10 protein-coding genes, 3 tRNA genes and 1 pseudogene are annotated in these 12786 nt (G+C 71.1%); 9 read left to right on the top strand and 5 right to left on the bottom strand.

What is annotated here, in order from left to right; translation table 11 throughout:
* Positions 1-30: 30 nt before the first annotated feature.
* Complete coding sequence (locus tag SALPAC3_RS0108285; RefSeq protein ID WP_026185351.1) at positions 31-1347, bottom strand: hypothetical protein; 1317 nt, start codon at positions 1345-1347, stop codon at positions 31-33.
* Between the two features lie 164 nt (positions 1348-1511).
* Between SALPAC3_RS0108285 and SALPAC3_RS0108280 the strand changes: the two genes are divergently transcribed.
* From SALPAC3_RS0108280 to SALPAC3_RS0108265, 4 genes are all read left to right on the top strand, one after another.
* A complete protein-coding gene (locus SALPAC3_RS0108280) occupies positions 1512-2315 on the top strand; it encodes a fumarylacetoacetate hydrolase family protein (RefSeq protein WP_080635139.1) in 804 nt (267 codons plus the stop codon).
* Positions 2316-2416: 101 nt separating this feature from the next.
* Positions 2417-2488: transfer RNA gene (locus tag SALPAC3_RS0108275), tRNA-Gln, on the top strand.
* Between the two features lie 98 nt (positions 2489-2586).
* Positions 2587-2659: transfer RNA gene (locus SALPAC3_RS0108270), tRNA-Glu, on the top strand.
* A gap of 292 nt (positions 2660-2951) precedes the next feature.
* A tRNA-Glu gene (locus tag SALPAC3_RS0108265) sits at positions 2952-3024 on the top strand.
* A 68-nt stretch (positions 3025-3092) separates the two neighbouring features.
* On the opposite strand, the gene SALPAC3_RS0108260 is transcribed toward SALPAC3_RS0108265, so the two are convergent.
* Positions 3093-3779 (bottom strand): IclR family transcriptional regulator, encoded by a 687-nt coding sequence (locus SALPAC3_RS0108260; RefSeq protein WP_018220769.1) that lies wholly within the window; start codon positions 3777-3779, stop codon positions 3093-3095.
* A 49-nt stretch (positions 3780-3828) separates the two neighbouring features.
* Between SALPAC3_RS0108260 and leuC the strand changes: the two genes are divergently transcribed.
* The 3 genes from leuC (at position 3829) to SALPAC3_RS26835 (ending at position 6743) form a co-directional block, all read left to right on the top strand.
* Positions 3829-5274, top strand: a complete 1446-nt coding sequence (leuC, locus tag SALPAC3_RS0108255) for a 3-isopropylmalate dehydratase large subunit (RefSeq protein ID WP_018220768.1) — start codon at positions 3829-3831, stop codon at positions 5272-5274.
* A gap of 15 nt (positions 5275-5289) precedes the next feature.
* Entirely contained in the window at positions 5290-5877 is a 588-nt protein-coding gene (gene leuD, locus SALPAC3_RS0108250) for a 3-isopropylmalate dehydratase small subunit (RefSeq protein ID WP_018220767.1), read from the top strand.
* Between the two features lie 173 nt (positions 5878-6050).
* Positions 6051-6743, top strand: coding sequence for an HU family DNA-binding protein (locus tag SALPAC3_RS26835; protein ID WP_018220766.1), 693 nt, complete (start codon positions 6051-6053; stop codon positions 6741-6743).
* A gap of 49 nt (positions 6744-6792) precedes the next feature.
* Here the strand turns inward: SALPAC3_RS26835 and SALPAC3_RS0108240 are convergent, their stop codons facing one another.
* From SALPAC3_RS0108240 to cofC, 3 genes and pseudogenes are all read right to left on the bottom strand, one after another.
* The gene (locus SALPAC3_RS0108240) at positions 6793-7662 is read right to left on the bottom strand and encodes an NUDIX hydrolase (protein WP_018220765.1); all 870 of its coding nucleotides are present in this window, start codon (positions 7660-7662) and stop codon (positions 6793-6795) included.
* Between the two features lie 4 nt (positions 7663-7666).
* Positions 7667-10024, bottom strand: a complete 2358-nt coding sequence (locus tag SALPAC3_RS0108235; protein WP_018220764.1) for an RNA degradosome polyphosphate kinase — start codon at positions 10022-10024, stop codon at positions 7667-7669.
* A gap of 281 nt (positions 10025-10305) precedes the next feature.
* Positions 10306-10929: pseudogene (gene cofC, locus SALPAC3_RS25525) on the bottom strand (2-phospho-L-lactate guanylyltransferase); the annotation flags it as partial.
* A 136-nt stretch (positions 10930-11065) separates the two neighbouring features.
* Here cofC and SALPAC3_RS0108220 point away from each other — a divergent pair.
* Both SALPAC3_RS0108220 and SALPAC3_RS0108215 read left to right on the top strand, forming a co-directional pair.
* On the top strand, positions 11066-11791 hold the full coding sequence (locus SALPAC3_RS0108220; protein ID WP_018220762.1) for a lysophospholipid acyltransferase family protein: 726 nt from the start codon (positions 11066-11068) through the stop codon (positions 11789-11791).
* Positions 11788-12786, top strand: coding sequence for an NAD(P)H-dependent glycerol-3-phosphate dehydrogenase (locus tag SALPAC3_RS0108215; protein ID WP_018220761.1), 999 nt, complete (start codon positions 11788-11790; stop codon positions 12784-12786). Before SALPAC3_RS0108220 ends, SALPAC3_RS0108215 begins: the two co-directional genes overlap by 4 nt.

Below are 12786 nucleotides of genomic sequence, written 5' to 3'. Positions count from 1 at the left end.
GTGAACCCACGGCCACTGTCGGGTAGCGGGTCAGGGCACGTCCACCCGGACGCCGGCGGAGAACACCCCACTGCGTAGCTCGAGCCGGGTCGGTGGCTGCTGGCCGGGCACGCGGAAGACCAACGGGAGGACCATTCGGCTGCCGCCGGCCAGTGGCTTGGCGAACACGTCCCGGCCCTGGTTCACCCGGCGGGTCGCCGGCTCGTCGGTGTTGACGAAGTTACCATCGGCGAGGTATGCCCGCTGGAGCTGACCGTGCCAGCTCTGCTGTTCCGGGGTGCGGTTGTGGACCCCGACGGTCGCGGCGCAGGTATGTGCCGCCGAGGCCCGCTGGCAGCTGATCCGGTAGACAGTGAACTCGAACGCCGTCTCGCGGAGCGGCTCTCCGATCGCCCCTGCGGCTGCGGTGCCGATCCAGGCGCCGCTGCTGGGATCGGAGTCGGTGTCGACGGCAGCGGCCTTCCGGGTGGCCGTCCAGGCCGCTGCGCCCCCGGTGCCGGCCAGTACCACCGCGGCGACCGGGATGAGCAGCCAGGTCGAGGGCCGGCGGCGGCGGGTCAGAGCGGTCGGTGCCGCCGGTCGCGGATAGACACTTCCGCGACCTTCCGGGTGCGGTGGCGGGACCTGCGTTGGGCGCCGCCGTCGCTGCCAGGTCCACCAGCCGCCGACGGCGAGCGCGGCGAGCCCACCGAGGCCGGTGAGCAGTGCAGCTGGCCGCTGCCACACCGGTGGTTCCGGCTCGGCCGCCGCGGGTGTTGACGGGGACTGCCAGGTCGCGGTCGCGCAGTCGTACGGGCGTTCGCCGCCGGCGGCGAAGGCGCAGGCGGGCGCGGTCAGGGGCGCACCCGGTGGCGCGGAGAGCTCGGTACGGAGCGTGGTGGTACTTCGGGCTGGCAGCCGCAGCTCCCAGGTGACCTCTGTTCCGGCCGAACCGCCGTGGTGACTGGGTCGGCCGCCGTCGGTGATCGAGGTCGCCGAGGTGCCCGGTGGGAGCTCCTGCCGGACGGTGGTGGAGATCGGGCGGTTCCCGTCGTTGCGGACCTGGATCCGGTACCTCGGCGCGGCGGTGCTCTCCGGCGCGACCTGTACGGTGACCGGCGGCTTCGGTGGTGGGATCGCCGCCCGGGTTGGGCTCGGCAGCGCGGGCGGCGCGGATGGCCGGCCCGGCCCCGCGGAGGGCTCGGATGGCTGGCCGGCCGGCGCCGTGGCTGCCGCGTGAGGGGCCGGCGGTCGGGCGGCCGGTGGCTGTGCGGCGGCCGGGCCGGGTAGCGCCGGCACGGCGGCGAGGATGCCGAGGCAGTAGACGAACACTGCGAGGGCCCTGTGGTGTCGTGTCGATGCAGGCATACGAACGAACCTCCGGAGCCGACGTTAGGGCCGTGTCACGCCGGGCGGTAGGAAGTGGCGAAGCCGGCCCCCGGCGGGTGGTGATGGCGTAGGCTGCGCGGCGTGCCACGCGGCATCCGACCTGCGGCTGTGCCCGTGCACCAGGCCGGGGATAGATTGTCCCGGTGCGTATCGCTCGTTTCGCTCATACCAAGGGAATGTCGTTCGGAGTCGTCGAGGGGGAGCCGGAGGCGGGTCCGCAGGGGCTGACCGTCGCTGAGGTCGAGGGGCATCCGTTCGGACGGATCGCCTTCTCCGGCGCCCGGTGGGCCCTCTCCGACGTCCGGTTGCTCTCGCCGATCCTGCCGAGCAAAGTTGTCTGCGTCGGCCGTAACTACGCCGAGCACGCGGCGGAGCACGGTGCCGAGGTGCCCCAGGAGCCGCTGCTCTTTCTCAAGCCGTCCACCTCGGTGATTGGGCCGCGGGACGCGATCCGGCTGCCGGCGCTGTCGAAGCAGGTCGAGCATGAGGCCGAGTTGGCCGTGGTGATCGGGGCTCCCGGTGCCCGGCGGGCCGATCGGGCCGCCGCTGCCCGCGCGGTCTTCGGCTACACCTGCGCCAACGATGTCACCGCGCGGGACCTGCAACGGGCGGACGGGCAGTGGACCCGGGCCAAGGGCTTCGACTCGTTCTGCCCGATCGGTCCTTGGATCACCACCGGCCTTGATGTCGCCGATCTGGAGATCCGGTGTGAGGTGGGTCGCGATCCGGAGGAGATGGAGGTTCGCCAGCTGGGCCGGACCCGGGACATGGTCTTCGACGTGCCGGCCCTGGTGTCGTACGTCTCACATGTGATGACGCTGCTTCCCGGTGATGTGATCCTGACCGGCACGCCGGCCGGGGTTAGTCCGCTGGTGGACGGGGATACGGTCACCGTGCGGATCGAAGGGGTCGGTGAGCTGACGAACCCGGTGCTGCCGGCCAGCTGATCCGTGCGAGGTTTCTGCAGCTCAAGGACGTTCTGTCGGGGGCGATTTGGCCCTGCGGCGGGAGGAGGGTAATGTTTGTGCCCGGCGCTGCGAGGCGCCGATGGGGTATGGGGTAATTGGCAGCCCGACTGATTCTGGTTCAGTTAGTCTAGGTTCGAGTCCTGGTACCCCAGCGCTGTCTCGACTCGGTTGAGTCGGGATCGCTGGTTCCAGCGGAGGTTTCGCCTCTGGTGGATTGCTTCCCACCCGCTGGGTGGGAAGCTTAGGTTCTGGCCCCGTCGTCTAGCGGCCCAGGACGCCGCCCTCTCAAGGCGGTAGCGCCGGTTCGAATCCGGTCGGGGCTACAGAGGTGGTGTGAGCCCGTCCCGTTGTCGGGGCGGGCTCTCCCTTTTCCCAGACCGGGTTAACCGATCGCCCTCGGACCGGGTTCGCCCCTGCACCCGGGCCGGTTCGCTCCCGGTGTCCCGGACGGGTTCGTCCCGCACCGGCGGTGTTGCCCGACGTGGGTGAGCACCGTCCCGCCCGGGACGGCTGCCCCGGGCGCGGGTGGTCCTGCCCCCGGCGGTGGGGCGTCCGGCCGGTGCCGGTAGACTATCCTCGTGCCGCTCAGCCGGGCGGTCATTCGGGAAATTTCCTGGCCCCGTCGTCTAGCGGCCCAGGACGCCGCCCTCTCAAGGCGGTAGCGCCGGTTCGAATCCGGTCGGGGCTACTCATTGCCACCAGGCCCGTCTCGCATCGCGAGACGGGCCTGGTGGCTTCGGTCACCGGGTCGGCGGGCTACAGGCCGGAGAGTCGCTGGCCGGCTCGGACGACCGCCATCGCGTGGCGTTCACCGGGCCGGCGGCCGAGCCGTTCGATGGGGCCGCTGACGCTGACCGCGGCGATGACTCGTCCGGTGCGATCCCGGATCGGCGCGGAGACGCTCGCCACTCCCGCTTCCCGTTCCGCCACGCTCTGCGCCCAACCGCGGCGCCGAACCTCGGCGAGCGCTCGACCGGTGAACTTCGAGCGGGGCAGGAGCGGCATGACCGCCTCCGGTGGCTCCCAGGCCAGCAGGATCTGCGCCGCGGAGCCGGCGGTCATGGGTAGCACCGAGCCGATCGGCACGGTGTCTCGCAGGCCGCTGGCCCGCTCGGCGGCGGCTACGCAGACCCGCTCGTCGGCCCGGCGTAGGTAGAGCTGCGCGCTCTCCCCGGTGGCGTCCCGGAGCGCGCTGAGCAGGGGCTCGGCCGCGGTCAGCAGCACGTCGGGTGCGGCGTTGGCCAGTTCACCCAGGCGGGGACCGGGGCGCCACCGTCCCTGGGTGTCGCGTACCAACATTCGGTGGATCTCCAATGCCTGCGCCAACCGGTGTGCGGTTGCCCGGGGCAGCTTCGTGCGTTCAACGAGTTCGGCCAGGCTGGCGCCGTCCACGCAGGCAGCCAGGATGACCACCGCCTTGTCGAGAACGCCGACACCGCTCATACTGTGTCCCACAAGCCGAAACATACCTCCCAGAATTTAGGATGTCCAGATGGTGGGAGTCACTCCAGAGCCGAGGACCCTGGCCGAGAAGGTCTGGGCCTCGCACGTCGTCCGATCCGCCGAGGGCGAGCCCGACCTGCTCTTTATCGACCTGCACCTGCTCCACGAGGTGACCAGCCCACAAGCCTTCGACGGGCTGCGCCTCGCCGGTCGCCGGGTCCGCCGTCCCGACCTGACGATCGCGACCGAGGATCACAACACCCCCACCGGGTACGCCGACCCGTCGTACCAACTCCGCCGCGGCGACCTGTTGACAATCACCGATCCCACCTCTCGGACGCAGATCGAGACGCTGCGTCGCAACTGCGCCGAGTTCGGGGTGCGGCTGCATCCGTTGGGCGATCGGAACCAGGGAATCGTCCACGTCATCGGCCCGCAGTTGGGCCTGACCCAACCCGGGATGACGATCGTCTGCGGTGACTCGCACACCGCCACCCACGGGGCCTTCGGTGCGCTGGCCTTCGGAATCGGCACCAGTGAGGTCGAGCACGTGCTCGCCACCCAGACGCTGCCGCAGGCCCGACCGAAGACGATGGCGGTGAACGTCGTCGGTGACCTCGCACCGGGTGTTACCGCGAAAGACCTGGTGCTCGCCCTGATCGCCCAGGTCGGTACGGGTGGTGGCCGTGGGCATGTGGTGGAGTATCGAGGCGAGGCGATCCGGAAGCTGTCCATGGAGGGGCGGATGACCGTCGCCAACATGTCCATCGAGTGGGGCGCCAAGGCGGGGCTGATCGCCCCGGACGAGACGACGTTCGACTACCTCCGGGGACGGCCCAACGCTCCGTCCGGCGCCGACTGGGAGGCGGCGGTCGCGTACTGGCGGACGCTACCCACCGACGCGGGTGCGACGTTCGACTCCGAGGTGACCCTGGACGCGAGCCGGGTCACGCCGTTTGTGACCTGGGGCACCAACCCGGGGCAGGGCGCGTCGCTGGACGCGCGGGTGCCGAATCCGGAGGAGTTCGCCACCGAGCCGGAGCGGGCCGCCGCCCGTCGGGCGCTGGAGTACATGGACCTCGCCGTGGGCACCCCGCTGCGGGATCTCACCGTTGACGTGGTCTTCGTCGGCTCCTGCACCAATGGCCGGATTGAGGACCTGCGGGTGGCTGCCGACGTGTTGCGCGGGCGCCGGGTGGCCCCGGGCGTGCGGATGCTCGTCGTGCCGGGCTCCGCCGCGGTGCGGGAGAGCGCCGAGGCGGAGGGGCTGGACAAGGTCTTCGCCGAAGCCGGTGCTGAGTGGCGTTTCGCGGGCTGCTCGATGTGTCTGGGGATGAACCCGGACACGCTCCGGTCGGGCCAGCGCGCCGCCTCGACCTCGAACCGTAACTTCGAGGGCCGCCAGGGCCGGGGTGGGCGCACCCACCTGGTCTCCCCGCCGGTCGCCGCGGCCACCGCGGTGGCGGGCCGGCTGGCTGCCCCCGCCGATCTGTAGCAAGGGACACCGCTGATGGAGAAGTTCACCATCCACACCGGCACCGCCGTGCCACTACGTCATTCGAATGTGGATACCGACCAGATCATTCCGGCCGTGCACCTGAAGCGAGTAACGCGAACGGGTTTCGCGGACGCCTTGTTCAGTGCCTGGCGGGAGGATCAGGCGTTCGTCCTCAATAATGAATCATTTTCTGGCGCCTCGATTCTTGTTGCTGGTCCCGAGTTTGGCACCGGCTCGTCCCGAGAGCATGCCGTCTGGGCCTTGCGGGACTGGGGGTTCCGGGTCGTGCTGGCCCCGCGCTTCGGTGACATCTTCCGGGGCAACGCACTCAAGGGCGGGCTACTGCCGGTTGAGTTGGAACTGGAAGTGGTCGAAGAGATCTGGGATCGCGTCGAGGCCGATCCCAGCATGCCGATCACCGTCGACCTCACCGCCCGCCAGGTCCAGGTCGCGGATGCGACCTGGGCGTTCCCGCTGGACGACTTCAGCCGCTGGCGGCTGATGGAGGGCATGGACGACATTGGACTCACGCTTCGGCATGAACCCCTGATCGGTGCCTTCGAGGCGTCTCGGCAGCCGTTCCTACCCACCATCACATAGCCGCCTGCCCCGCCCCGCGAGGGAAAGTCGCCCCCACCGGCGTCGCTGGTGGGGGCGAATCTGTTGCGACACAAGGGTCTTTTTCTGTCGAATGTTTGTGTAGCGCCAGCACAGGGCATAACGTGCGCGCAGAATGGCTCGCGTCGAGTCAGTTGCACAATCGGGAGGAAGTCGTGAACAAGGCCGAGCTTATCGAGACGCTCGCCGTTCGCCTGGGGGACCGGAAGACGGCGACGGCCGCGCTCGACGCGGTCCTCACTGAGGTCCAGGCGGCGGTTACCAAGGGTGAAAAGGTATCGATCACCGGCTTCGGAGCGTTCGAGAAGCGTGTCCGGGGCGCCCGAACAGCGCGCAATCCACGGACCGGCGAGGCGGTGAAGGTCAAGAAGACCTCCGTCCCGACGTTCCGCCCGGGTACCGGGTTCAAGGAGATGGTGGCCAGCGGCAAGGTGCCGAAGGCCACGGCGGCGAAGAAGACCACCGCCGCCAAGGCGACCGGGGCCAGGAGCACCGGCGCCGCGGCCAAGAAGACCACCGCGGCGAAGGCGACGAAGACCACCGCCGCCAAGAAGACGACTGCCGCGAAGGCCACCGCGGCGAAGAAGACCGCCGCGGCCAAGGCCACTCCGGCGAAGAAGACCGCCGCGGCCAGGGCCACTCCGGCGAAGAAGACCGCGGCGAAGAAGACCGCCGCGGCCAAGACCACCCCGGCGAAGCGCGCCACCGCGACGAGGGCCACCGTGGCGCGGAAGTCCGCGACGAAGAAGGCGGCGCCCGCCACGAAGTCCACGGCGGCTCGGAAGAGCGCGGCGGCCACGAAGGCCACCGCGCGGAAGGCGCCGGCGAAGCGGGCGACCACCCGCTGAGCCGACACCGTCGGGGGCGTCCACCAGCACGGTGGGCGCCCCCGATGCGTTACAAGGGGCCGGTGGCGATGAGAGTCGTGCCGGCAAAGGCGAGCAGCCAACCACCTGCGTGCGCGGCGGTGAAGTCCACGCAGCGGCCGGAGAGGCGCTCCAGCGCCCCGGAAATCATCGGGCGCTGGCTACACACCACCGCCGACGTACCGGTGGCGCCGAAGGCGGCCAGGCGGGCGGCAGCGGCCAACGCGCACTCGTCCTGGCTCTGGCCCGCCCGCGGCTCGTCCAGCTCTTCGGTCACCTCAACGGACAGGTCGAGCAGGTCCGCCACCGGGCTGAGAGTCTGGACGCAGCGCCGGGCCGACGCGGCGAGCAGTCGTACCGGTGCAACCACGGCCACCAGCGGCGCCAGCCGTCGGGCCTGGGCCCAGCCGGCAACGGAGAGCGGTCGGCCGCCCTGGGAGCCGGCCCAACTGCTCCGCCCAACCGCGTGCGCGGGCCGCACCAACATGACTGTCGCGGTGACCGGTGGCAGGGCTGCGAACGCGCGGACCACCGCCGCGTCGTGCGGGTAACTGACCAACCGCACCGCTTGGTCCACCGCGAGCCAGCGCACCTCGTCAACCTCGTCGTCGGCCGGAAGGCCACCGGCCGCGACCGCCCGCATCGACCAGTAGTCGACCACCTTCGGTCGGCCCTGGCTGCGGTAACGCACCCTCGGCAGCCGGGCCTGTGGCACTGCCCGTGCGCCGGTCTCCTCGGCGACCTCCCGGAGCGCGGCGTGGAGCGGGTGCTCGCCCGGCCCGAGCCTTCCCTTCGGCAGGGACCAGTCGGCGTAGCGGGGGCGGTGCACCAGGCAGACCTCGACACCGCCCCGGACCGGCCGCCAGAGGAGTCCGCCGGCCGCTCGGATCCCGCTCGCCATCTGGCTAGCGTACGGCCGTGCCGCCAACTCGGCGTAACAGCAGGTCCTGCAGGTGCGCCCGGGGGGCGTCCCCGCTGCCCACGCGCCGGTGCCAGCTGCCCTCCGCGTCCAGCTCGAACGCCTCCACGTCGGGGCTGAACGCGGCGGTCAGCACGTGATCCAGCTCGGCTCGGGCTACCGGATCGGTGACCCGGACCAGTGCTTCGACCCGCCGGTCCAGGTTGCGGTGCATCAGATCGGCCGAGCCCATCCAGAACTCGGCGTCGCCGTCGTTGCCGAACCGGAAGATCCGCGAATGCTCCAGGAACCGGCCGAGCACCGATCGGACCCGGATGTTCTCCGACAGGCCCGGAACCCCGGGGCGGAGCGTGCACATACCCCGAATCAGCAGGTCCACGTGGACGCCGGCCTGGGAGGCCCGGTAGAGCGCGTCGGTGATCTCCTCGTCAACCAGCGAGTTCACCTTGAACTGGACCAGCCCCGACAGGCCGAGCCGAACGTTGGCGACCTCCCGTTCGATCCGTTCGATCAGGCCGCTACGGATTCCCTGCGGCGCCACCAGCAGCTGCCGGTACGTCGTCTGCCGGCTGTAGCCGGTCAGCACGTTGAACAGGTCGGTCAGGTCGGCGCCGACCTCCGGGTCGGCGGTGAGTAAACCGAAGTCCTCGTAGAGCCGGGCGGTTTTGGGATGGTAGTTGCCGGTGCCGATATGGCAGTAGCGGCGGATCTGGTTGCCCTCCTGCCGGACCACCAGCGCTGTCTTGCAGTGCGTCTTGAGGCCCACCAGGCCGTAGACGACGTGGCATCCGGCGCGCTCGAGCGTGCGTGCCCAGCCGATGTTGGCGATCTCGTCGAAACGGGCCTTCAACTCGACCAGCACCACCACCTGCTTGCCGGCCTCCGCCGCGTCCACCAGGGCGTCCACGATGGGGGAGTCACCGCTGGTGCGGTAGAGGGTCTGCTTGATGGCCAGCACGTTCGGATCAGCGGCGGCCTGCTCGATGAAGCGCTGCACGCTGGTGGCGAAGGAGCGGTACGGGTGGTGTACCAGCACGTCCCCATCGCGCAGGGTGGCGAAGACACTGCGTGGTACCTCGCCCTCGGCGAGCCGTGGGTGGGTGGCCGGCACGAACGGCGGATCCTTCAGGTCCGGCCGATCCGCCTCGCTGTAGAGCTGCCACAGCGCCGACAGGTCGAGCAGACCGTTGACCCGCTGGACATCCTGGATATCCATGTCCAGTTCACGGATGAGGAGCTCCAGCATGTGTTCGGAGATCGAGGCGGCCACCTCCAGGCGTACCGAAGGGCCGAATCGACGCCGGGCGAGCTCCCGTTCGAGGGCCTGCAACAGGTCCTCGTCCCGGTCCTCGTCAACCTCCACCTCGGCGTTGCGGGTCACCCGGAACAGGTGGCACTCCACCACCTGCATCCCGGAGAAGAGCTGGCCCAGGTGCACCGAGATCAGATCCTCGACCGGCAGCACCTGGACGCCCGGCTGGTCGCGGTGGACGCGGACGAACCGGGGTACGTTGTTGGGCACCTTGACCCGCGCGAACAGCTCCGGTCCGCCGTCCGGGGCGCAGACGGAGACCGCCAGGTTGAGGGAACGCCCGGAGATGTACGGGAACGGGTGGGCCGGGTCAACCGCGAGCGGGGTGAGTACGGGAAAGATGTGCTCACCGAAGTAGGTGTACAACCGGGTCTGCTCGGCGTCGGTCAGGTCCGCCCAGCGGAGGATGCGCAGGCCGGTGGCGGCCAGCTTCGGCAGGAGGTCGTCAACGAAGCAGGCAGCCTGCCGGGAAACCAGGGTGGCGGTCTTCTCCGCGATCAGCTCGAGCTGGGTGCGCAGCGGCATCCGGTCGCCACCGCGGACCGGTAGCCCCGCGGAGAGCCGTCGCTTCAGCCCGGCGACCCGCACCATGTAGAACTCGTCGAGGTTGCTGGCGAAGATGGCGAGAAACTTCGCCCGTTCCAGCAGCGGGGTGCGTGGGTCCTCGGCGAGCGCGAGGACCCGCGCATTGAAGTCCAGCCAGGAGAGCTCGCGGTTGAGGAACCGGTCGTCCGGCAGCGGTTGCGCGGCGGGCGGTTCGGCGGGCAGCGCCGGCTGGTCCGGCACCGGGTCGAGTGCCTCTGCCAGGCCGGCTGCGTCGTCGGCCGGTTCGGCGTCTGTCGGTTTGGCTGGCTCGATGTCCGTCGGCTCGGCCGGTGCGGCGCTGGTCGGCTCGGCCGGGTGGTCGGCGGTGTCGGTGCCCCGGGCGGACAGGAAGCGGCCGTTGGCCCCGCGCGGGCGGGACCCGTTGTGGGATGGAACCGCCGGTCGGCCGGCGACGGAGTCAGCGTGGTGCTCGCCAGGGGTGCTCACCCGCCCATCTTGACCTGAGCCCGGTTAACGCCAAATGAACTTGGCCGGGTTGCTCAGCTCATCGTCGGCAACGTCACGCGAATCACGGTTCCCGCCCCGTCGGTCTCCACCCGCAACCGTTGGCCGAGGCGGAGCAGCCGCAGGCCGGAGGCGTCGAAGGCCGGAGCCGGAAACGCCAGCTCGGTGCCGTCGTCGAGGAGGAGCACGCCGCTGCGGGTCGTCGCGTCATAGGTGGCCACCGTGCCCTGCATGACCGGCAGGCTACACCGGCCGACCGACGGTGGGGCGGCCGTGCCACACAGCGACGCGGTGCGCGCCCCCAGCCCGAGCCGGGTCGCCGCGGCCAGGTCGGCGGCGGTGTCGACATCCCGTCGCAGGCTCGGCCCGGCGCCGAGCAGGGGAAGTGCACCACTGGCCGCATGCGCGGCCGCGGAGCCGCCCCCGAAGCGGGGGTCCAGCGGCACGCCGGGCGGCGCGGCCAGCAGCACGGTGCCGGTGCCGGGGGCGTCGGGTACGTACCGGCGGGCCGTGGGGCCGGACCGTGCCGCCGACAGGGCGGCCGCCAACTCGACCGGGCGTAGCGCGGGCAGGTCCGCGGTGAGGCCCGCGACCCAGCCGGCCCCGGCGACTGCCGCGCCGTGGCGGAAGGCGGGGTTGAGCCCGCCGGTGGGGTGGTCGGGCACCACCCGGGCGCCGGCCGCCCCGGCCGCCGCCGTCACCGCCGGATCGTCTGTCACCACCAACACCCCGGCGACCACCGGACAGGCCCGTACCGCCTCGATCGTGTCGACCGCCAACGCCAGCGCCAACGCCTCGTGGGGCTGGCCTGGCAGCGCGCCGCGGAGCCGGCTCTTCGCCGCGTCCAGCCGCTTCACCGGCACCACCACGGTCCACACCTGGGTCACCCCGCCATCCTGCCAGCCCGGTGCCGGTACCCTCACTGGCCGGACCCGGGGCGAGCAGGCATGATTTCACCTCGCGGGCGTTGAACCGGGTGGGGCGTACCGGCGGGCCGGACGGTGGCGGTAGAAGGAGGCGTGGGTGGCGCGGCGCAGGATCGGGTTCTGGCCACGGTTCGCTGTGGTGCTGGTCAAATCCGTGATGACGATCTGGACGCGGCGGAGTTGGCGCGGCATGGAACACCTGGGTCGCTCCGGCGGGATGATCCTCGTGCCGAACCACATCTCGCACGCCGATCCGCTGGTCGCCGCGCACTTCATCTACGACTCCGGACGTTGGCCGCGGTTCCTCGGCAAGGCCAGCTTGTTTCGAATTCCGCTGGTCGGCCTGATCCTGCGCCGCTGCTGGCAGATCCCGGTCGAGCGCGGCACCACGGCCGCGGTGCAGTCGCTGGACCGCCTGGTCGAGGTGGTGAACAGCGGCGGTGCGGTGGTGATCTACCCGGAGGGGACCACGACCCGGGAACCCGAGCTGTGGCCGATGAAGGCCAAGACCGGAGCGGCGCGGCTCGCCCTGGCCACCGGCGCCCCGGTCATTCCGGTGGCGATGTGGGGGCCCGAGCGGATGTTCGATCCCCGGACCGCCCGGCTGAACCCGCGTCCCCGAATTCCGGTGACCGTCGTCGCCGGGCCCCCGGTCGACCTGGACCGGTGGGCCGGCGTCCCTCCGACGAAGGCGGTGCTTGAGGAGATGACCGAGGTCATCATGCTGCATCTGCGCGATCTGCTGGCCGAGGTCCGGCAGGCCGACCCGCCGGCGCTCTGGGAACGCCCCCACCGCCCCGAACGCCCGGGAGCGGCGGCATGAGCGGGCACGTCGCCGTGTTGGGGGCCGGGTCCTGGGGGACAGCCTTCGCCAAGATCCTCGGTGACGCGGGCCGGGAGGTCACCCTCTGGGCCCGGCGACAGTCGGTCGTGGCGGCCCTGCGGGCCGAGCGGAGTAACCCGGAGTACCTGCCGGGTCTGGTCCTGCCGGAGCGGGTGACGGCCACCGGTGACGCCGGGGAGGCGATCACGGGCGCTGAGCTGGTGGTGCTGGCGGTCCCGTCGCAGACACTGCGCGGCAACCTCGCCGAGTGGCTCCCGTACCTGCACCGCGACGCCACGCTGGTCTCCCTGATGAAGGGGATCGAACTCGGCACCACCAAGCGGATGAGCGAGGTGGTCATGGAGACTGCCCGCGTCCCCGCCGACCGGGTGGTCGTGGTCTCCGGGCCGAACCTGGCGCCCGAGATCGCCGCCGAGCAGCCCGCCGCCACCGTCGTCGCCTGCCCCGACGTTGACCGGGCCACCCTCGTGCAGCGGTCGATCACCACCCCGTACTTCCGCCCGTACACCAACGACGACGTGATCGGCTGCGAGTTGGGGGGCGCGGTCAAGAACGTCATCGCTCTCGCGTACGGGATCGCCACCGCGATGGGCTTCGGCCACAACACCAGGGCGATGCTGGTCACCCGCGGGCTGGCCGAGACCGCCCGGCTCGGGGTAGCGCTCGGCGCCGACCCGCTGACCTTCGCCGGCCTCGCCGGTATGGGTGATCTGGTCGCGTCCTGCTCCTCCCCGTCAGCCCGCAACCGCACCTTCGGCGAGCACCTCGGCCGGGGGGCGACCCTGGAGGAGGCCCGGATCGCCACCCGGCAGACCGCCGAGGGGGTCAAGAGCGCGCTGGCCATCCGGGATCTGGCCCGGGCACACCAGATCGAGATGCCGATCACCGAGCAGGTCGAGCTGGTCTGCCACGAGGGCGGGGACCCACGACGTGCGGTCGCGGCGCTGATGAGCCGTACGACGAAGCCGGAGTGA

The organism is Salinispora pacifica DSM 45544, from assembly GCF_000378845.1.
GTDB lineage: Bacteria > Actinomycetota > Actinomycetes > Mycobacteriales > Micromonosporaceae > Micromonospora > Micromonospora pacifica.
Note: the sequence above shows the minus strand (reverse complement) of the source record. Positions and strands in the feature narration are given on the sequence as shown.

Excerpts from the sequence above, each read along its gene's own strand:
- SALPAC3_RS0108285 (WP_026185351.1), bottom strand. The coding sequence starts at position 1,347 with ATGCCTGCATCGACACGACACCACAGGGCCCTCGCAGTGTTCGTCTAC.
- SALPAC3_RS0108260 (WP_018220769.1), bottom strand. The coding sequence starts at position 3,779 with ATGAGCGGTGTCGGCGTTCTCGACAAGGCGGTGGTCATCCTGGCTGCC.
- leuC (WP_018220768.1), top strand. The coding sequence starts at position 3,829 with ATGGTGGGAGTCACTCCAGAGCCGAGGACCCTGGCCGAGAAGGTCTGG.
- leuD (WP_018220767.1), top strand. The coding sequence starts at position 5,290 with ATGGAGAAGTTCACCATCCACACCGGCACCGCCGTGCCACTACGTCAT.
- SALPAC3_RS0108240 (WP_018220765.1), bottom strand. The coding sequence starts at position 7,662 with ATGGCGAGCGGGATCCGAGCGGCCGGCGGACTCCTCTGGCGGCCGGTC.
- SALPAC3_RS0108215 (WP_018220761.1), top strand. The coding sequence starts at position 11,788 with ATGAGCGGGCACGTCGCCGTGTTGGGGGCCGGGTCCTGGGGGACAGCC.